At 37.6% G+C, this 20,820-nt stretch carries 21 protein-coding genes; 19 read left to right on the top strand and 2 right to left on the bottom strand.

Annotation, left to right across the window (positions count from 1 at the left end):
* From CBF33_RS06975 to CBF33_RS06945, 7 genes are all read left to right on the top strand, one after another.
* The coding region (locus CBF33_RS06975; protein WP_148112234.1) for a transposase at nucleotides 1-279 on the top strand (279 nt) is incomplete at its 5' end.
* A 216-nt stretch (nucleotides 280-495) separates the two neighbouring features.
* Nucleotides 496-1,446: an ABC transporter permease gene (locus CBF33_RS06970; RefSeq protein ID WP_126762806.1), complete on the top strand. Its 951-nt coding sequence runs from the start codon at nucleotides 496-498 to the stop codon at nucleotides 1,444-1,446.
* Nucleotides 1,439-2,407: an iron chelate uptake ABC transporter family permease subunit gene (locus tag CBF33_RS06965; protein ID WP_126762803.1), complete on the top strand. Its 969-nt coding sequence runs from the start codon at nucleotides 1,439-1,441 to the stop codon at nucleotides 2,405-2,407. Before CBF33_RS06970 ends, CBF33_RS06965 begins: the two co-directional genes overlap by 8 nt.
* On the top strand, nucleotides 2,408-3,166 hold the full coding sequence (locus CBF33_RS06960) for an iron ABC transporter ATP-binding protein (protein WP_126762801.1): 759 nt from the start codon (nucleotides 2,408-2,410) through the stop codon (nucleotides 3,164-3,166).
* 22 nt (nucleotides 3,167-3,188) lie between these two features.
* On the top strand, nucleotides 3,189-4,115 hold the full coding sequence (locus CBF33_RS06955; protein ID WP_126762812.1) for a siderophore ABC transporter substrate-binding protein: 927 nt from the start codon (nucleotides 3,189-3,191) through the stop codon (nucleotides 4,113-4,115).
* A gap of 119 nt (nucleotides 4,116-4,234) precedes the next feature.
* Nucleotides 4,235-4,810: a sigma-70 family RNA polymerase sigma factor gene (locus CBF33_RS06950; protein ID WP_126762799.1), complete on the top strand. Its 576-nt coding sequence runs from the start codon at nucleotides 4,235-4,237 to the stop codon at nucleotides 4,808-4,810.
* A 101-nt stretch (nucleotides 4,811-4,911) separates the two neighbouring features.
* Nucleotides 4,912-6,315: a glycoside hydrolase family 18 protein gene (locus tag CBF33_RS06945; protein ID WP_126762796.1), complete on the top strand. Its 1,404-nt coding sequence runs from the start codon at nucleotides 4,912-4,914 to the stop codon at nucleotides 6,313-6,315.
* A 39-nt stretch (nucleotides 6,316-6,354) separates the two neighbouring features.
* Here the strand turns inward: CBF33_RS06945 and CBF33_RS06940 are convergent, their stop codons facing one another.
* A complete protein-coding gene (locus CBF33_RS06940) occupies nucleotides 6,355-6,747 on the bottom strand; it encodes a tautomerase family protein (RefSeq protein WP_126762794.1) in 393 nt (130 codons plus the stop codon).
* Nucleotides 6,748-6,765: 18 nt separating this feature from the next.
* Nucleotides 6,766-7,524, bottom strand: a complete 759-nt coding sequence (locus CBF33_RS06935) for a DeoR/GlpR family DNA-binding transcription regulator (protein WP_126762792.1) — start codon at nucleotides 7,522-7,524, stop codon at nucleotides 6,766-6,768.
* A gap of 251 nt (nucleotides 7,525-7,775) precedes the next feature.
* On the opposite strand from CBF33_RS06935, the gene CBF33_RS06930 reads away from it, so the two are divergent.
* The 12 genes from CBF33_RS06930 (at nucleotide 7,776) to queA (ending at nucleotide 20,813) form a co-directional block, all read left to right on the top strand.
* Nucleotides 7,776-9,236 carry a CoA-acylating methylmalonate-semialdehyde dehydrogenase gene (locus tag CBF33_RS06930; RefSeq protein WP_126762790.1) on the top strand — a complete coding sequence of 487 codons (1,461 nt, stop codon included), beginning with the start codon at nucleotides 7,776-7,778 and terminating at the stop codon, nucleotides 9,234-9,236.
* Nucleotides 9,237-9,254: 18 nt separating this feature from the next.
* Nucleotides 9,255-10,073, top strand: coding sequence for a 5-deoxy-glucuronate isomerase (iolB, locus tag CBF33_RS06925; protein WP_023606608.1), 819 nt, complete (start codon nucleotides 9,255-9,257; stop codon nucleotides 10,071-10,073).
* 29 nt (nucleotides 10,074-10,102) lie between these two features.
* Nucleotides 10,103-11,068: a 5-dehydro-2-deoxygluconokinase gene (gene iolC / locus CBF33_RS06920; protein ID WP_023606607.1), complete on the top strand. Its 966-nt coding sequence runs from the start codon at nucleotides 10,103-10,105 to the stop codon at nucleotides 11,066-11,068.
* 13 nt (nucleotides 11,069-11,081) lie between these two features.
* Nucleotides 11,082-12,995, top strand: a complete 1,914-nt coding sequence (gene iolD / locus CBF33_RS06915; RefSeq protein ID WP_126762788.1) for a 3D-(3,5/4)-trihydroxycyclohexane-1,2-dione acylhydrolase (decyclizing) — start codon at nucleotides 11,082-11,084, stop codon at nucleotides 12,993-12,995.
* A gap of 16 nt (nucleotides 12,996-13,011) precedes the next feature.
* A complete protein-coding gene (gene iolG, locus CBF33_RS06910) occupies nucleotides 13,012-14,037 on the top strand; it encodes an inositol 2-dehydrogenase (protein ID WP_126762786.1) in 1,026 nt (341 codons plus the stop codon).
* Between the two features lie 89 nt (nucleotides 14,038-14,126).
* Entirely contained in the window at nucleotides 14,127-15,011 is an 885-nt protein-coding gene (gene iolE / locus CBF33_RS06905; RefSeq protein WP_126762784.1) for a myo-inosose-2 dehydratase, read from the top strand.
* Between the two features lie 17 nt (nucleotides 15,012-15,028).
* Nucleotides 15,029-16,624 (top strand): solute:sodium symporter family transporter, encoded by a 1,596-nt coding sequence (locus CBF33_RS06900; protein WP_126762781.1) that lies wholly within the window; start codon nucleotides 15,029-15,031, stop codon nucleotides 16,622-16,624.
* A gap of 22 nt (nucleotides 16,625-16,646) precedes the next feature.
* Nucleotides 16,647-17,651: an inositol 2-dehydrogenase gene (iolG, locus tag CBF33_RS06895; protein WP_126762779.1), complete on the top strand. Its 1,005-nt coding sequence runs from the start codon at nucleotides 16,647-16,649 to the stop codon at nucleotides 17,649-17,651.
* Between the two features lie 14 nt (nucleotides 17,652-17,665).
* A complete protein-coding gene (locus tag CBF33_RS06890; protein ID WP_126762777.1) occupies nucleotides 17,666-17,977 on the top strand; it encodes a PTS sugar transporter subunit IIB in 312 nt (103 codons plus the stop codon).
* 140 nt (nucleotides 17,978-18,117) lie between these two features.
* A complete protein-coding gene (ruvA, locus tag CBF33_RS06885) occupies nucleotides 18,118-18,741 on the top strand; it encodes a Holliday junction branch migration protein RuvA (protein WP_126762775.1) in 624 nt (207 codons plus the stop codon).
* 13 nt (nucleotides 18,742-18,754) lie between these two features.
* Nucleotides 18,755-19,762, top strand: coding sequence for a Holliday junction branch migration DNA helicase RuvB (ruvB, locus tag CBF33_RS06880; RefSeq protein WP_023606598.1), 1,008 nt, complete (start codon nucleotides 18,755-18,757; stop codon nucleotides 19,760-19,762).
* Between the two features lie 16 nt (nucleotides 19,763-19,778).
* Complete coding sequence (queA, locus tag CBF33_RS06875; protein ID WP_126762773.1) at nucleotides 19,779-20,813, top strand: tRNA preQ1(34) S-adenosylmethionine ribosyltransferase-isomerase QueA; 1,035 nt, start codon at nucleotides 19,779-19,781, stop codon at nucleotides 20,811-20,813.
* Nucleotides 20,814-20,820 lie beyond the last annotated feature (7 nt).

The following is a 20,820-nucleotide window of genomic DNA, read 5'->3' as shown; positions in this document are numbered from 1 at the left end:
ATTATGGATGCTTTCAGAAGCAAAAATCACGTGTCATTTATCCAACAACTAAAAGAACTACCTGAAACATTAGATTCAGAATTTCGTAAGAAACTTCAAAACCTTTTAAACTATGAAGAAGGGATTCGTAATTCCCTAATATATCCCTATTCAAATGGTAAGATTGAAGCTAAAAACACACATATTAAAACCTTAAAACGGGTATCCTATGGATTTAAATCATTTGAGAACATGAAATTAAGAATATTCATGATGAATCGCCTCATTGAAGTAAAATAAAAAGATGAATGGAACAAGTTCCACTCATCTTTCGACTTCATTTTGACTCATCAGTCCTATTTGACAAAGAGCCAAATAATCATTTAAATCGTTTAGCTCTTTGCTTTTAAGCAAAGAGCTTTTTTGTTTAAAAGAAACTTGCATTTTGTTGTGAAATTACTTACACTGTTATTGGGAATGAAAATCATTCTCATTTAGATAATTGAGGTGAGAAGCTTGCAAAAGAAAGTGCTTTTTATACTATTACTTGGTTTTAGCTTACTGTCATTATTTGTAGGAGTTAAAAGTGTACCGATAACCTCCTTGATACATTTAACGCCCGAACAGTCTTTGGTGTTATGGACTACGAGGATACCGCGAACTTTGAGCTTATTGATAGCTGGAGCGACGATTGCGGTTAATGGGTTAATCATGCAACAGTTAACTCAAAATAAATTTGTTTCCCCAACGACAGCTGGAACTATGGATAGTGCTAAACTAGGTATTTTGATTGCTATGCTTTTCTTTCATGATAGTAGTATTTTGGTACGCTCCGGCATTGCGTTTGTATTTTCGTTACTTGGAACCTTTGTATTTTTACGACTTATCCAGAAATTACCTCAGTATAATCAATTAATGATTCCACTGATAGGGTTAATGTACGGCAATGTAATCGGTGCTGTGGTGACATTTTTTGCTTATCAATTTCAGCTTATTCAAAATATCTCATCATGGTTACAAGGTAATTTTGCTACGGTTACTAAGGGATCTTTTGAGTTAATGTATTTGGCTTTTCCTTTATTAATAGTTGTGCAGTTATACGCTCAGCATTTCACGCTAGCAGGGTTGGGAAAAGACACGGCGACAGCAGTGGGGTTAAACTATCAAAAAACGCAGTGGCTAGGTTTAACCATTGTGGCGATGTCTAGTAGTGTCGTATTAGTTACGGTCGGGACACTACCATTTTTAGGTGTAGTTGTACCGAATATTGTTTCATTATTTTATGGTGATTATTTAAAAGAAACGGTTAGTATTACGGCGATTTGCGGGAGTTTATTTTTAGTCGTTTCTGACATTTTAGCTCGGCTTGTGATTGCGCCTTATGAAGTTCCTGTTAGTTTGATTGTATCGGTAATTGGTAGCTTATTATTTATTGGTTTGCTAATAAGGGGGTATCGCAATGAATAAGGGATACTCGACGAAGCGTGTTTGTCTGTTACTTGTCCTTTTACTTATAATGAGTACGCTCGGCTATTTATTTTATCAAACCTATGGGAATTGGGAGTTTGCCTTAGCGATTAGAGGGAAAAAATGGTTGGCTTTTCTATTAGTCGGGATTAGTGCTAGTTTTTCAACCATCACGTTTCAAACGTTAAGCCATAATCATTTTATTACGCCCACTATTTTAGGATTTGATGCCCTTTATGTTCTCATTCAAACCTGTTTGTTTTTTCTGTTTGGAGCTTCGTTTGTCTTGCATCCGCAACAACAAGTCTGGCTCTTTGTTCTTAATGTCCTGTTAATGGTTGTCATGGGGACGCTTTTGTATACTGGCTTGCTACGGTTTGCTAAAAAGGATATTTTCATCCTTTTGATGATTGGGATGATTTTAGGCACGCTTTTTTCTAATTTTGGGACCTTTTTACAAGTTCTGATGGATCCAAATGAGTATGATAAATTACAAGGTCGTCTATTCGCTAGTTTTGGCAATATTAATCAACAATTATTACTATACACGGCTATCGGTACGCTTATTACGATTATTTGGCTTTGGTCACAGCGACATAAATTAGATGTCTTATTACTCGGCGATGATTTAGCGATTAATTTGGGTGTCAATGTCGCGGTCTTTCGTATACAATTACTCATTGCGATTACGTTATTAGTAGCATTGAGTACGGCGTTAGTAGGACCTATTTTATTTTTAGGCTTTTTAGTCGCTAATTTAACCTACCGTTTAGTGAATCGACATGAACATCGCCTTTTATTTGCAGTAGGAAGTTTGATAGGAATGACCTTATTGATTGTGGGACAGTTTTTAGTTGAATTTATTTTTCATTGGAATACGACGTTAAGTGTCGTGATTGAATTTATTGGAGGTAGTTATTTTATTTGGCTAATATGGAAGCAAAGAAAGGCGTTGGGTTAGATGGAGCTATCGTCAGTATCAAAACGTTATGAAGCAAAACAAGTCATTGAACCAGTCGATTTGACTATTAAAGAAAAAAGTATGACCGCCTTTATCGGTCCAAACGGTGCGGGAAAGAGTACTTTGTTAAGTATGATGAGTCGATTAATTGAAAAAGATACCGGATCTATTTATATCGACCGACAGGAAATAAAATCTTGGAAACAAGATGAGTTAGCTAAAAAACTAGCGATTTTGAAACAATCCAATACCGTCCAGTTAAAATTGACGGTCGAAGAACTGGTGTCGTTTGGACGCTTTCCTTATAGCCATGGCCGATTGACAAAAGAAGATAACATTTTAATCAATGAAGCTATTCAGTTTATGGGGTTAGATGAATTGAAAATGTGTCGTATTAATACGTTATCCGGGGGGCAATTACAGCGCGCGTATATTGCTATGGTTTTAGCTCAAGATACGGATTACATTTTATTGGATGAGCCGCTCAACAACTTGGATATGAGTCACGCAGTTCAAATGATGCAGATATTACGTCAACTAGTCGATGAAAGGGGCAAAACAGTGATAATTGTTTTGCACGATATCAATTTTGCAGCGAGTTATGCAGATGAAATTGTTGCAATGAAAAAAGGGAAAATTTATCAGACAGGTCCGACTAATGATATTATTCAAAAAGAGATATTAGATAGTTTGTATGAAATGAACATTCGAGTTTGCGAATTGGAAGGGAAACGTTTTTGTTTGTATTTTAATGAATAGGAGAAAAAAGATGAAAAAATGGATGAGTTTAGCAGTGTTAGGAATCATGATAGTTGGCTTAGTAGGTTGCGGTAAGCAAGAAACAAAAACAAGTGAAACAAAAGATGCTGCTGATAAAGAGGTAGTGACGGTACAAGATGGTCACGGTCAAGAGTTTGAAATGATGAAAAACCCTCAAAAAATAGTGATTTTTGATATGGGGTCATTAGATACGATTCATGCGCTAGAAGAAAGTGAAAAGGTTGTAGGAGTACCTCAGAAAAATCTACCTAGCTATCTTTCTGAGTTTGAAAGCGTGTCCTCTGTTGGTGGATTAAAAGAACCGGACTTAGAAAAGATTAATCAATTGAAGCCGGATTTAATTATTATTTCAGGTCGTCAAGAAGATTATCAAGAAACTCTTTCAGCTATTGCACCGACATTGTACGTTGCTTTAGAAAGTGGACAAGCGTGGGAAGATACACTAAAAAATATAGAACAATTGGGGCAGATATTAGATAAAGAATCTGAAGCAAAATCACACATAGACTCGTTAAAAGCAAGACGCGACCAGTTACATGAAAAAATTGAAAAGAAAGAAGAGAAAGCGTTAATCATACTTGTGAACGAAGGACAGCTATCAGCGTATGGCTCCGGTTCGCGCTTTGGGATTATTCATGATGCGTTTGGTTACAAGCAAGCAGATGATACCATTGAAGCTTCGACACATGGTCAGTCAGTATCGTTTGAATATGTTTTAGAAAAAAATCCAGATGTATTATTTATTATTGACCGTACGCAAGCTATTGGGGGAGATACACATAACAATAATATTGAAAGTCAACCATTAATAGCAGAAACGACAGCAGCCCAAAAGGAACGATTGGTTCGACTAGATCCTGAAGTTTGGTATTTATCTGGTGGTGGAATTGAGTCTTTAAATCGCATGATGGATGATTTAGAAAAATAAAAAAAATGATAAAAAGAGAACGTGTTTGGCTTAGCTAAACACGTTTTTTAATACTTAAAACATAAAAAAGCGCTTTAAATTATGATAATATAAATAAAAAAGGCGAAAGGGATTTTTAGATGAATGGAAAACAAGATGAATTAATCAGACGTGCTAAAAATGATGACGGTGATGCTTTTTCTGAGCTGTTTCAGCAGTATACTCCGATAGTGTCGAATTTCTTTCATCACTATTATGTAAGGGGGGTTGACTGGGAAGACTGGGTGCAAGAAGCTAACATCGTTCTTTATTTAGCCATTCAAGATTACAATGAATTTTTTGGTATTCATTTTTCTGCATATTATAAGATTCTTTTAAAACGTCATCTTTTTAGTTTAATTCGACGTGACAATGCAAAGAAACGGCGTAGTAATCAAGAATTACTGTCTATCCATTCGTTGTATGAGAATGATAAAGTACGCCGTTTAATGAGCGATAGTGTTGATTTAGATGCGATTGATCAAGTTATTATTAATGAAACGATTAAAAACATGATTGAAAAGTTAGATAAGTTTGATCAAGAGATTTTCTGTGCTTATTTACAAGGAAATACATTGAAACAAATTAGTGGTAAATATGACTGTAGCATTTATAAAGCCACTCAGATTCTCAAAAAAATAAAAACAAGAATGATAACATTACTACGCGATAGTTAGGAAAATGTTGAGCTATCAATCATTTGGAATAATAGTTATCGAAAATCTATCAAAGATGTGATACAATCAGTAGAAGTTTAATATAAAAATGATCATCTCATATGATAGAGATAATGGACAAACAATATATTCAGATAGGAGCGGTTGAATCCGTGCTAAAAAAACAATTACTTAGGCGACAGTGGCAGTTTATACTTATGAACGTCATGCTACTCATAACCTTTTGTTATCCGTTTATAATGGTTAAAGCGGCGACAGAGGAATTTAGGGTTGTAGGTTACTTACCAGACTATGATATGGTTCATTTGAAGCATACTGTTGACTTTAAACAAATGACGGATATTAACTATTTTTCAATGGTCCCGACCAGTTCAGGTAGTTTGAAATTTACTGATAGTGGGAGCGGTGATCAACTGACTCACCTAGTAACTGAAGCTCATAAAGAAAATGTAAGAGTGGGTGTCAGTATTGGTGGTTGGGGGTTAAGTGATAATTTTAGTCAAGCAACGAGCAAAGATAATCGTGCCCACTTTGTTAAGGAAATTGTTCGTTTTGCAGCTAAATATAAGTTGGATACGATAGATATTGATTGGGAATATCCTTCTGTTTCAGAGGCGGCACAATTTACTGATTTTATGAAAGAGCTAAGAGTGGCGCTTCCCTCTAAGGTTGACGTGACCATTTGTGTCCCTTCTGGTGTTACAGCCGACGGGGTTCCAAGTGGCAGTTGGGAACAACATTTTACCCCAGAGGCATTGGCAGAAGCTGATTGGATTAATGTGATGTCATATGATGCTCAATCTGCAGGCTATCCTAATCACTCACCACTTGAACTACACGAACAAAATTTGACGTATTGGAATCAAGTTATGGGTGGGAATCATCTTGACAAGTTAGTTATTGGGATTCCATTTTATGGGAAAGCACTTGACGGTTCAGTGCTAACGTATCAAAATATGATTGCCAAGCTTTCGGAAGTCCCGACGCGTGATGATGCAGAAGTGAACGGAACAGTCTATTACTTTAACAATAAAGAAACAATCAGTAAGAAAACACAATTGTCAATAGACCAACAAGCGCTAGGTGTGATGATTTGGGCGCCCACACAGGATGTCGAGTTAAATAGTCCGCGTCGTTTAACCGATGTGATTACAGGGACTATTAAGAAAAATCAACTGGCTTTGGATAAGACTGTTTTTCCAAAAGCAAAGCAAGTAAAGACTTCTCGATTTAAAGGGATAGTTACATGGAAGATGTTCTTCACGATAATCATGTTAGGTGTGCTTGCTTTTGGACTCTGGCTATTTTCTGGACGAGGGAACCAGTGGATGCCTGACTATCTCGGCGAAAAGAAAGTAAAAAAGGAAAAGTTTGGACCGATGGTGGGACTTCTAGTCACCAGTCTTTCCATTTTAGTCTTAATAGCGATTTTATTTCCTTGGTATGTGATTATGACACTCTTAGTTGCTTTAGCAGGAGCAATTGTCTGGTTATTAAAAAATTAAAAGCGTGAAAGTGTTAAAATCTAACACTTTCACGCTTTTTTATTGTAAATCTCCTGTTAAGAATTGAGCCTTGCCAAAACCAAAACTCCAGTCTTCATCCTCATTGATAACAAAATTAATCATCAAATCCTCAGGTTTTAATTGACATTCTTTATAAAGGGCTTGTTGTAGTTGTTCATACAGTTTTTCCTTCTGTTCGGTCGTGCGTTTACGACTAACAACAGTGATGAGTACGCGCTGATGTGTACGTTCAAAGCCAAGGCCTGTATCTTCCATGACTAATTCATAAGGTTCATGTTGAGTCACGACTTGATAACGGTCACCTTCTGGTAATTCTAAAGCATCTAAAAAAATACGATGTGATACGTCTAATAAATGAGTGATTTCCTGCTGACTCCGTCCTTTTACGAGGTCAAATTTAACTAATGGCATAATACATGTAACTCCTTTCTATATGTCAACTGTTATGGGTTCAATCTGTTTGTCATTAAAGAAATCAAGATAAGGCGCATCAAAATCTTTATCCGTAATAATCTTATCTACCTGATCGAGAGAAGCGTAAGTGAGTAAGGTTGATTTTTCAAACTTACTTTTATCGGCAAGTAAGTAAATGTTAGCGGCTTTATCCACAATATGTTTCTTTATTTCATATTCCATTAAATCAGAGTTCATCATGCCATTATCAATAGAAACGGCAGTAGCTGCCATAAATGCTTTTGAAATATTATATTTATTAGTAATTTGATCCGGTGTAATGCCGACAAAAGAACGCGTTGAGCGTTTGAACATATTCCCTAATAAAAAGACTTGGATTTTTTCAAAAACCTCAGCTTTTAGTACAATATCTAGACTATTCGTAATAATCGTCATTTCGATGTCTTTCGGTAAATAATCTAAAATATACTTGGTGGTTGTCCCAGAGTCAATATAGATTAAATCGTGTGGTTGGATAAGTTTTGCCGCTTCCTCAGCAATTTTTTGCTTGACTTCTTTATTTTTAATACTTCTATTTTCGAAAGAAATTAATTTGTTTTTCTTCACACTGACGCCACCATAAACTTTTTCAAAACGAGGGTCGGTAATAATTTTGGCAACATCTCGTCGAATAGTGTTCATTGAAACGTTAAATGTTTCCTCTAATTCTTTCAGTGTCACATGTTCTTTTTCTAATATATATTCTTTAATTAAATCATTGCGTTTGGCTTTCATCTCAGTTTCTCCTGCTTCTTAATTTCTATGCTCACTATATCATGCCAAGTCAACTTAATCAACAGTTAACCATAAAATAACGTTTATTTCATGTTAGATACTCAAAAAAACATTTATTTGAAAAAATGATGCAAAAATAGATTGACTATCTTGGTAAAGTTGTGTAGTATATGTTTTGAAGATAACCAACTTAACCATAAGTTGATAGTAACTTGTGGGAGGTTGGAAATAAGATAATACGGAGGAATATTATGTCTGAGGTAAGAAAACTTAAAAATTATGTAAACGGTGAGTGGATCGAAAGTCGTACATCAACATATGAAACAGTGGTCAATCCAGCTACGAAAGAGCCGATGTGTGAAGTTCCTTTATCAACACGTGAAGATTTAAATCATGCTGCAGAAGTCGCTCATGAAACATTTTTAGAATGGAAAGAAGTAGCGGCACCTCGTCGTGCACGTATTTTATATAAATTTCATCAATTATTAATGGATAACAAAGACGAGCTAGCTCGCTTAGTCACAATTGAAAATGGAAAGGCTTTATCTGAATCTTACGGTGAAGTACAACGTGGGATTGAAAACGTAGAATTTGCAGCTGGAGCACCTACATTAATGATGGGCGACAGTTCATCCTCTATTGCAACAGATGTTGAAGCGACAACTTATAAATATCCAGTTGGGGTTGTTGGCGGTATTACACCATTTAACTTCCCGATGATGGTACCATTTTGGATGTTCCCAATGGCAATTGCAACAGGGAATACAGTTGTTTTAAAACCATCTGAGCGTACACCAATGTTAATGGAAAAAGTCGTTGAGTTATTTACTGAAGCTGGTTTACCAAAAGGAGTCTTGAATATTGTTTACGGAGCACATGATGTGGTTAACGGTATTTTAGAACATCCAGCGATTAAAGCAATTTCTTTTGTAGGGTCTAAACCAGTTGGTGAATATATTTATACAGAAGGATCTAAAAACTTAAAACGTGTTCAGGCTTTAACTGGCGCGAAAAATCACACAGTCGTCTTAAATGATGCAAACTTAGATGACAGCATTCCGGCGATTGTTGGTGCAGCATTTGGTTCCGCTGGAGAACGTTGTATGGCGGCAGCTGTTGTAACCGTTCAAGAAGGCATATACGATGAATTTATGGAGCGCTTAGTTGCAGCAACGAAAGATATTAAGATGGGGAACGGACTAGATGATGGCGTCTTCTTAGGCCCAGTTATTCGTGAAGACAATCTAAAACGAACACTTGGATATATCGAAAAAGGTATTGAAGAAGGAGCAAACTTAGTTTGCGACGGACGTGAAATGGTTAATGAAGATGGTTACTTCGTTGGACCAACTATTTTTGAAAATGTGACAACAGATATGACGATTTGGAAAGATGAAATTTTCGCACCGGTTCTCTCTATTGTGAAAATTAAAGATTTAAAAGAAGGGATTGCTATTGCTAATCAATCTGAATTTGCGAATGGAGCATGTCTATTTACAAATAATGCTTCAGCAATTCGTTACTTCAGAGAAAATATTGACGCAGGTATGATTGGTATTAACTTGGGCGTTCCAGCTCCAATGGCGATGTTCCCATTCTCTGGATGGAAATCTTCTTTCTACGGTACATTACCAGCAAACGGAAAAGCAGGAGTCGATTTCTATACACGTAACAAAGTGGTCACAGCTCGCTACTCACGTAATGATATATAAAGATTAGGAGAATAAAGAATGGCGGATTTAAAACGAACACCTCAAACAAAAGCGTTAAATGATAAAGTGATTGAACGACATCATGTTACGCGAGAAAAAGACGGATTAGAATATATCGAACTACGTTTACTTTCATTTGAAGCAGGTGGTACTTATCAAGAGCATTTAGACGGCTTGGAAGTATGTGCAGTTGTGTTAACGGGTCAAGTAACAATTTCAGATGAAACAGAAACATTTGAAAACATTGGGACACGAGATAGTGTGTTTGAGAAAATACCAACCGATAGTGTCTATATATCTCATAACCATGACATGACGATAACAGCCAATAAAGAGGCAAAAGTTATCCTTTGCTACTCGCCATCTGAGAATCAGTTGCCAACGCAACTGATTCCAGCAGCAAGTAATCGCATTGAAAAACGTGGAAAATATAGTAATAAACGAATGGTTCATAATATTTTAGATGACGAAAGTCCGATTTCTAATAGTTTGATTGTGGTAGAGGTTTATACAGATAGCGGCAATTGGTCAAGCTATCCACCACATAAGCACGACCAAAATAACTTGCCACATGAGTCATTCTTAGAAGAAACTTACTATCATGAAGTCGATCCGGGACAAGGCTTTGTCTTCCAACGTGTTTATACGGACGATCGTTCGCTAGATGAAACGATGGCAGTTGAAAATGAAAATGTTGTCGTAGTACCAAAAGGTTATCATCCAGTGGCTGTGCCAGATGGATATAACTCATACTATCTGAACATTATGGCAGGTCCAATTAAAAAATGGCAATTCCATAATGACCCAGATCATGAGTGGATTTTAGATCGAAAATAAAAAGGAAAATAAAAATTAGGAGTGTCATTATGGCAAATAAAAAGTATGATTTAATCGCTGTTGGACGGGCATGTGTGGATTTAAATGCTGTCGAGTATAATCGACCTATGGAAGAAACCATGACGTTTAGTAAATATGTTGGCGGTTCTCCCGCTAACATTGCAATTGGAGCTTCAAAATTAGGATTGAAATGTGGGTTCATCGGTAAAATACCAGATGATCAACATGGTCGTTTTATTACAGATTACATGGGCAAGGTAGGAGTTGACACTAGTAATTTTGTATTAGACACAGAAGGACGTAAGACAGGTTTAGCTTTTACTGAAATTTTAAGTCCGGAAGAATGTAGTATTTTAATGTATCGCGATAACGTAGCTGATTTATACTTAGATCCATCAGAAGTTAATGAAGAGTATATTAAAGAGGCGAAAATGTTAGTCGTTTCAGGAACAGGTTTGGCGCAAAGCCCTTCTCGTGAAGCAGTATTAAAAGCGGTTTCTATTGCTCGAGAAAATCAAGTGAAAGTAGTGTTTGAGTTAGATTATCGTCCATACACGTGGAAAAATGCGGAAGAAACATCTATTTATTATGCTTTAGTAGCAGAACAATCAGATGTCGTGATTGGTACACGTGACGAGTATAATATGTTGGAAAATGTTGAGAATGGTTCGAACGATGTAACGGTAGATTATCTGTTTTCACATCGTCCAGAATTACTTGTGATTAAACACGGTGTTCAAGGATCATACGCCTATACAAAAGACGGGCAAACATTTGCAACAAAAGCCTATAAGTCTAATGTATTAAAAACATTTGGAGCAGGTGACTCATATGCTGCGGCCTTTATCTATGCCCTTTCACAAGGGAAAGATATTCAAACCGCATTACAATACGGTAGTGCTTCAGCAGCTATCGTTGTAAGTAAACACAGTTCATCTGAAGCGATGCCGACAGTCGAACAAATAGAACAATTAATGGCAGAACAAGCAGAATAAAGGAAGTGTGAAGATGGGTAAAACAATAAGAATGACAACAGCTCAAGCCCTTGTCAAATTCTTAAATCAACAATATATCTCAGTCAATGGTAAAGAGTTTCCATTTGTAGAAGGTGTATTTAATATTTTTGGACATGGTAATGTCTTAGGAATTGGGCATGCCCTTGAACAAGATCCTGGTCATTTAAAAGTGATTCAAGGAAAAAATGAACAAGGAATGGCGCATGCTGCCATTGCATTTAGTAAACAACAGTTACGCCAAAAAATATATGCCGTTACAGCGTCAGCAGGTCCTGGGTCAGCTAACATGGTAACAGCTGCAGCGACGGCTCATGCTAACAATATTCCCTTATTGATTTTACCAGCTGACACCTTTGCGACACGTCAACCAGACCCTGTTTTACAACAGTTAGAACATGAAACAAGTATTGCAACTACTACTAATGATGCGTTTAAAGCTGTTTCTCGGTACTGGGATCGCGTGCAACGACCAGAGCAACTAATGTCGGCATTAATCCGAGCATTTGAAGTAATGACGAATCCTGCAACAGCAGGTCCTGCGACGATTTGTATTTCACAAGATACAGAAGGAGAGGCGTATGATTTTGAAGCGAGTTTCTTTGAAAAACGCGTGCATTATCTAGATCGTCGCGTACCTACTGATCGTGAAATAGAAGGAGCGGTAGCGCGTATTAAAGAGAGCAAAAAGCCCGTTATTATTGTAGGTGGTGGGGCTAAATACTCACAAGCTGGTGACATTTTACGTCAATTATCAGAGACTCATGAGATTCCACTGGTGGAAACTCATGCAGGAAAATCTACTGTCGCTCATTCATTTGAGAATAATTTAGGAGGCACTGGGATTTTAGGAACCTCAGCTGCTAACAAGGCGATTGATAATGCGGACTTGATTATAGGAGTGGGAACGCGTTATACAGATTTTACAACGTCTTCTAAAACAGCGTTTGATTACGACCGTACGAAATTCTTAAATATAAACGTAGGTAGAATGCATGCTTATAAATTCGATGCGTTTCAAGTTGTTGGAGATGCGAAAGTATCGTTAGAAATGATGGCGAAAGAATTAGGAAACTATCGTGCGTCGTTTGGTTCGCAGTTAAGCGAGTGGAAAAAGGAATGGGAACAAGAACGCGAGCGTCTACATAATGTTACGTTTAATCGTACAGCCTTTAAACCGGAAATTGACGGACATTTCAGTCAAGAAGTCATGAATGAATATGCAGATAGTTTGAAGACCGAATACACGCAAACCGATGCGTTTATTACAATGAATGACACTGTAGAAGAAGGTAGCATCGTCGTAGCCTCAGCTGGTTCATTGCCAGGTGACATGCAACGTCTATGGGAAACGGATACGGAAAACACCTATCACCTAGAATATGGTTATTCATGTATGGGGTATGAAGTAGCAGGAGCATTAGGTGCTAAGTTAGCAGAACCTGAACGAGAAGTATATGCCGTGTTAGGAGACGGTAGCTTCTTAATGTTACATACCGAATTAGTAACAGCATTACAATATAAACAAAAAATCAATGTCATGCTTTTTGATAATTCAGGCTATGGTTGTATCAATAATTTACAAATGTCTAATGGTGGTGGTAGTTATAATTGTGAATTCCGCGATGCCGATCACAATATTATGGCTATCGACTATGCTAAAGTGGCGGAAGGCTACGGTGCTAAGACGTATCGTGTGACGACGCGTGACGAATTAATAGCTGCTATTGAGGACGCTAAAAAACAAACTGTTTCAACTTTAATTGACATTAAAGTGTTACCTAAAACTATGACAGACGGCTACGGCGGCTGGTGGAATGTTGGAGTTTCCGAAGTTTCTGAAACAGAAGCCGTAGTTCAAGCGGCGCAAGAACGTGCTGAAAAATTACAAGACGCTTGGAAATATTAATTCTAGGAGGCGCACCATGAAGGTTGTAAAAGTTGGGATTATCGGGTTAGGAAGGTTAGGGAAAGAACATGCTAAAAATCTAGCATTTCACGTACCTAACTGTGAGCTCTATGCTGCATGCAGTGTGGTCGAAGCAGAGTTAGATTTTGCTCGAGAAGCACTTGGCGTGACCAAATTGTATCGTGATTATGGAGAAATGGTGCAAGATGAAGCCATTGATGCTATCTTTATCGTTTCGCCGTCTGGGCTACACTGTGAGCATATTCAGTTGGCGATGAAGAATGGCAAGCATGTTTTCTCTGAAAAGCCAATTGGTCTAGACGTCGCTGAAATTGAAAAAACAATGGATGTGATTGACGATCATCCTAATCAAGTCTTTATGCTAGGTTTTATGAGAAGATACGACGAATCTTATCAATATGCCAAACAAATGGTTGAAAAAGGTGAGTTGGGAGAACTGACATTAATTCGTAGCTACGGAATTGATCCAAGCGAAGGTCTCGAAAGTTTTGTGAAATTTGCTGGAGCAAGTAATAGTGGCGGCTTGTTCGCTGATATGTCTATTCATGATATTGACTTAGTTCGTTGGTTTTCAAATCAAGAAATCGAACGTGTCTGGGCAATTGGTAAAAACGCCGCTTACCCTGAGTTAGATGCTGTGGGTGAATTAGAAACAGGGGCAGCTATGATGCAGCTGACAGACCAGACGATGGCTATCTTAGTTGCAGGTCGTAATTGTCATCATGGTTACCATGTAGAAACGGAATTAATCGGAACAAAAGGAATGTTGCGAATTGCGCAAATACCAGAAAAAAATCTTGTCACAGTAATGAATGAACATGGTGTGGTTAGACCGTGTTCACAGAATTTCCCAGAGCGCTTCAAGGAAGCTTTTATCAATGAGACAAAAGAATTTATCCGTTGTATTCAAACGGGTGAACAGCCTGGCGTTAATGCTAACGACGGCTTGCAATCAACTAAAGTAGCGATTGCTTGTCAATCATCTTATGAAGGAAAATGCTTGGTTGAAGTGCCCCATTAAAAAGGATTTTAAGCAGTGGAGTCACACTGACTCCGCTTGCTTTTACATCACAAATGAAAACGCTGTACCGAAAACAAGGAGGAAGAAAAATGACAATCAAATTAGGAATTGCACCAATCGCTTGGACAAATGATGACATGCCTGAATTAGGAAGCGAAAACAGTTTTGAACAATGTATTAGTGAAATGGCTTTATCAGGTTATGTTGGAACTGAAATTGGAAACAAATATCCACGTGATCCCGAAGTATTAAAAAGCTATTTGGAACCACGAGGATTATCAGTGGCAAGCGCTTGGTTCAGTGCCTTTTTAACAACGAAACCTTACGAGGAGACGGCTCAAGCATTTATTGAACATCGTGATTTTTTACATGCAATGGGAGCGAAAGTTATCGTTGTATCAGAACAAGGTCATAGTGTACAAGGACAAATGGAAACACCTGTTTTTGATAAAAAACCAATCTTTAATGATGAAGAATGGGAGTTGCTAACAACTGGTTTAGAAAAATTAGGTGAGTTAGCGGCTGAAAAAGACATGAAAATTGTTTACCATCACCATATGGGAACAGGAGTTCAAACGACAGCTGAAATTAAACGTTTAATGGATCATACAGACCCAGAAAAAGTTAGCTTACTATTTGATACAGGACATCTCGTTTTTTCTGGTGAAAATCCACTTGAAATTTATAATTTATATCAAGATCGTATTTTCCACATCCACTTTAAAGACATTCGTGAAGCAAAAATGGCTGAAGTCAAAGCGAATAAAATGAGCTTTTTAAATGGTGTGAAAGAAGGCGTCTTTACAGTTCCTGGAGATGGCATGATCGACTTTAATCCTATTTGGGAAGCCATAGAGAAGAGTGGTTATGAAGGATGGATTGTTGTGGAAGCCGAACAAGATCCAGCAAAAGCTAATCCATTTATTTATGCAAAAAAAGCACGTCAATATATCAATGACGTCACAAAACTTTAAAAATAAGAGGTGTAGACATGAATGTATTTTCAATGGTAAGTTTTATTCTCATCATTGTGGCGGTTTGGATGTTTGCGTTTAAGAGGTCACGTGGCGTCGATGTAACAGATTCTGAAGGATTCTTTATGGGTGGTCGAAGTTTAACGGCATTACCAATTGCAGGGTCCATTATTATGACCAATTTATCAACTGAACAGATTGTCGGACAAAACGGTCAAAGTTATGTAGCAGGTATGGAAGTTATGGCTTGGGAAGTGACATCAGCGATAGCTATCGTCATGCTAGCTGCGGTGTTCTTACCAAAGTATTTCAAGTACGGTATCAATACGGTTTCTGACTTTATTGAAATTCGTTATGATACGCGTACGAAGCGTATTATCTCAGCTTTGTTTATTATTACTTATATGACATCATTCTTACCTGTTGTGCTGTATTCTGGTTCACTTGTTTTTAACAAAATATTCAGAATAGACGAACTATTGGGAATTCGTCCGATTACAGCAATCATTTTGGTGTCATTTGCAATCGGTATTATTGGTATTTTGTATTTATTAATTGGTGGATTGAGTCTAAGTGCGAACAGTGATACAGTTTATGGATTTGGTTTATTAATATGTGGCTTGTTAGTACCAATTTTAGGAGTGACTAAGCTAGGTGGAGGAAACTTCATTGGTGGTATTGATCATATCGTAGATAATACGCCTTGGTTACTAAATTCAGTCGGCTCGATTGATTCTGCGGTCGTTCCTTGGCCAACACTCTTTACAGGTATGTTATTTAATAACTTGTATTTCTGGTGTACGAACCAGATGATTGTTCAAAAGGCTTTGTCAGGGAAAAACTTAGCTGAAGCTCAAAAAGGGGCGTTCATGGTTGGATTCTTCAAGATTTTTGGGGCATTATTCCTAGTATTCCCAGGAATTGTAGCTCGTAATATATTTGGTGAATTACTCATTAATACACCAGATGAAGCGTATCCAGCATTAGTAACGGAAGTTTTACCACAAATGATGTATGGTATTTTTGCGGCGGTCATTTTCGGAGCTATTTTATCTTCATTCTCAGGAGCGCTAAACGCTACCTCAACATTAGTTTCATTAGATTTTTATAAGCCAGTTATCAACAAACAAGCAACAGACGCGCAGATTGCTCGTGCCGGTAAAATGGTAACGGTTATTGTTGGCTTAGTTTCGGTTATTGTGGCACCTTTTATTTCGTTTGCACCAGCTGGACTTTATCAATTTGTACAAGAGTTCAATGGACTATATAATATGCCGCTTTTAGTTATTATTTTGTTAGCCTTCTACTCTAAAAAAGCGACAGCATTGTCTGCCAAGGTTACAATCTCTATGCATATTGTTTTATATGCGTTATCTAAAGTTTTCTTAAAAGATGTTCACTTCTTATATGTGTTAAGTGTATTATTCTTCTTAGACATGCTAGTGATGTTCTTAGTTTCAAAATGGAAACCAGAAGGCGACTTCGAATTGAAAGTGTTTAATACGAAAGTTGACATTACCCCTTGGAAACATACGAAGTTAGTTAGTGTGATTACGATTGTTACAGTTATTATTACCTATTTAGCATTCTCACCAATTGGATTTGCTAGATAATAAAAAATAGGAGTTGAAAAAGATGAGTAAAGAATTAGTAGTAGGTGTTATCGGTGGAGGACGTATTGGGAAATTGCATACCAACAACTTAGTCCAAATGGCCGGCGTTAAAGTTAAAAAAGTAGCAGATATTTTTGCGGATAAAATGCCTGATTTTGAAAAAGAAGTCGGTGTACCGTTAGTAGCAGATTTTGATGAAATTTTAACCGATGATGAAATTGATGCTGTTTTTATTTGTAGTCCGACAGATACCCATGCGGAGTTAATCAAAAAAGCAGCCAAAGCAGGGAAGCATATTTTCTGTGAAAAACCAATCAGTTCATCAGATGAAGAAACATTGTCAGCTTATGAAGTAGTGAAAGAAGCAGGCGTAAAATTCCAATTAGGTGTTAACCGTCGTTTTGACCGCAACTTTGCTCAGGTAAAAGAACATGTCACAAGCGGTGCGATTGGAGATATTCAATTATTACGTATTGATTCACGTGATCCTGAAGCGCCACCATTGTCTTATGTTAAATCATCAGGGGGCTTGTTCTTTGATATGATGATTCATGACTTTGATATGGCACGTTTTATTGCGGGTAGTGAAGTAGAAGAAGTTTATGCGACAGGAGAAGCGTTAGTCAATCCTGAGATTAAAGGCATTGATATTGATACTGCTGTTGTCACATTAAAATTTGAAAATGGTTGTTTAGGCGTTATTAGCAATAGTCGTCAAGCAGTTTATGGCTATGATCAACGTTTAGAAGCTTTTGGTTCAAAAGGAGCGTCACAGGCAGAAAATGAATTAGTGAATAATGTGACGTTATCAGATGTAGAAGGCGTTCATAGCCAAAAACCATTGCATTTCTTCTTAGAACGTTACAATGATGCGTATATCGCAGAAGTAGAGCAATTTTTAGATGCGATTAGAAATAATACAGAAACTGTGGTAACATTTGAAGATGGTATTATGGCGCAACGTTTGGCTTTCGCAGCGAATGAGTCATTAAAAACAGGGCAACCTGTGCGCGTTAAAAAAATATAGATAGGGGTTTTACGATGGAAAAAAGTATCTTGCTCGTTTGTGAAACAGGAATCAGTGCATCACTATTTGTTTCTAAGATGTTAGAAAGTCTACGTGCAAAATCACTGAATTACGATGTGGACTATGCACCTGTTGCGAGAGTAGAAGAGAAATTGGACTTTAAACACTATGACTATATTTTACTATCACCTCAAGTACATCGTTATGAAGAAGAGTTAACGGGATTACTTGAACAAGTAAAATGTGAATCAGAAATTATTGGGATTTCTGGTGAAGAATTTGCAACCATGAATATTGAAAAAATCATGGCGAAGTTTTTAGATTAAAATAAAAAGGTTGTCCGCGAGCGGACAGCCTTTTTATTTATTTAAATGTTACTAAAAGGCTCTTGCGTATTGACTACCTAGACGGTAGGGATTATGGTACAATCTTAAGGGAACGTTTGTTTAAGTATGGAGGAAAAAAGATGTATGAATATATAAAAGGAATGGTAACCTATATAAGTCCTTATTATATTGTGATAGAAACACATGGAATAGGCTATCAAATACTAGTTGCAAATCCGTTTAAATTATCAAGTTATCGTGACAAGCAAGTCACCCTTTATTTGTATCAAGCGGTAAGAGAAGATGCGATGACGCTTTATGGGTTTGAAACATTAGAAGAAAAGCAGTTGTTTTTAAAATTAATCAGTGTATCTGGTATTGGGCCTAAGAGTGGCTTAGCGATAATGGCAAGTGCTGATCATGCTGGTTTAGTAACAGCGATTGAAAATGCCGACCATAGTTATTTGACTAAATTTCCTGGTGTTGGTAAAAAGACAGCGCAGCAAATGGTCTTAGATTTAAAAGGAAAATTAGGGGATGTTAACTTTGAACCGTCATTAGTCGGTCAACAACAGTTAGAAATGGATTCTGAATTTACAGCGAAAGGAACAATCAGTGCTTTAGAAGAGGCATGTGAAGCCTTGAAAGCATTAGGATACAGTGCTCGAGAGATTTCGAAAGTGAAAAAAGGGTTGGCAGCTGAAAACTTAACGACGACAGATGAATATCTGCGTAAAGGATTAAGTTTATTGATGAAAAAGTAAGGAGTGATGCTAGATGACGGAAGAACGGATTGTATCGCCAGACGAATGGGAGAATGACGCTTCATCTGATAAAACCTTACGCCCTCAGTACTTAACTCAGTATATTGGACAGGAAAAAGTTAAGCGAGAATTACTGATATATATTGAAGCAGCTAAACGAAGACAAGAATCACTGGATCACGTGCTATTGTTTGGGCCTCCTGGTTTAGGGAAGACGACTTTGGCGATGGTTATTGCGAATGAACTAGACGTCAATATTCGGACAACGAGTGGACCAGCAATCGAACGTCCAGGTGACTTAGTGGCGATATTAAATGAATTAAGTCCAGGTGATGTCTTATTTATTGATGAAATACATCGCCTACCCCGTGTAGTGGAAGAAATGTTATACTCCGCGATGGAAGATTTTTACGTAGATATTATGATGGGACAAGGCGAAACTGCTTATCCCCTTCATTTTGAACTGCCACCCTTTACATTAATAGGAGCGACGACGCGTGCGGGTATGCTTTCGGCACCATTGCGTGACCGCTTTGGGATTGTGTCTCATTTGGAGTATTACTATCCAGAAGAATTGGCGGAGATTATCGTGCGTTCAGCAGCTATTTTTGAAACGGATATTGTTGAAGAAGGGGCTTTTGAGATTGCACGACGTTCACGTGGAACGCCAAGAATTGCGAACCGTTTATTGCGTCGAGTTAGAGATGTGGCTCAAGTTGAAAGTGATGGTGTCATTACACCGCAAATAGCAGACTATGCTTTAGCTTTACTGCGTGTTGACCAAGAAGGCTTAGATTATATCGATCAGAAGATTTTACGTACGATGATTGAAGTATATCGAGGTGGGCCTGTTGGATTAAGCACGATTGCCGTCAACATCAGTGAAGAAACAGAAACAGTGGAAGACATGTATGAGCCATTTTTAATCCAAAAAGGGTTTATAAAGCGAACGGCTCGTGGACGAGTAGCAACAGAAAAAGCGTATCATCATTTAGGCTATGCTTATGATGAGAAGAACTAGAGAGAAGAGTGAAAGTATGGTTATGAGTACCGAAGATTTTGATTTTGATTTACCAGAAAAATTAATTGCACAAACGCCTCTGAAAAACAGGGAAACATCGCGTTTGCTCGTAGTGGAACAAGCGACTGGTAAAATGGCAGACAAACATTTTACGGATATTTTAGACGAGTTACATCCTGGAGATGCGTTAGTTATGAATGATACACGAGTGTTACCTGCTCGTTTGCATGGTGTTAAGCCAGATACAGGGGGGCAGTTAGAAGTATTATTATTAGTGAACCAAGAAGGTAATCGTTGGGAAACGCTAATTAAACCGGCACGTCGAGCGAAAGTTGGAACTGAAATTTATTTTGGTGACGGTCGCTTAAAAGCGAAAGTGGTAGAAGAACTGGATCACGGGGGACGAATTATTGATTTTATGTATGAGGGTGTTTTTCTTGAAATTTTAGAGTCTCTTGGCGAAATGCCTTTACCGCCATATATCAAAGAACAATTAGAAGATCCAGAACGTTATCAAACGGTTTATGCGAAAGAAAATGGTTCGGCAGCTGCACCAACTGCAGGTTTGCATTTTACTAAAGAGTTGTTGCAAAAAATTGAAGAAAAAGGTGTAAAACTAGTGTATTTGACACTTCATGTTGGATTAGGAACCTTTCGTCCAGTGAGTGTTGAGAACGTAGATGAGCATGAAATGCACCGTGAGTTTTATCGCTTAACAGAAGAAGCGGCTGAAACGCTAAAAGAGGTCAAAGCCAGTGGCGGACGGATTGTCGCAGTAGGGACAACAAGTATTCGTACGTTAGAAACGATAGGCACTAAATTTGATGGACAATTACAAGCTGATAGTGGTTGGACAGATATCTTTATCTATCCAGGATATGAATTTAAAATTGTCGATGCTTTTTCGACGAATTTTCATTTGCCAAAATCAACACTCGTGATGCTAGTCTCTGCCTTTTTAGGCAAAGAGTTAACAATGGAAGCATACGCACATGCTGTTTCTGAAGAATATCGCTTCTTTAGTTTTGGTGATGCGATGTTTGTTAAATAAATAGTCA

The organism is Vagococcus lutrae (assembly GCF_003987555.1).
In the GTDB taxonomy this organism is placed as follows: domain Bacteria; phylum Bacillota; class Bacilli; order Lactobacillales; family Vagococcaceae; genus Vagococcus_A; species Vagococcus_A lutrae.
The sequence above is the reverse complement of the archived record's forward strand: the minus strand, read 5'-3'. Positions and strand labels throughout refer to the sequence as shown.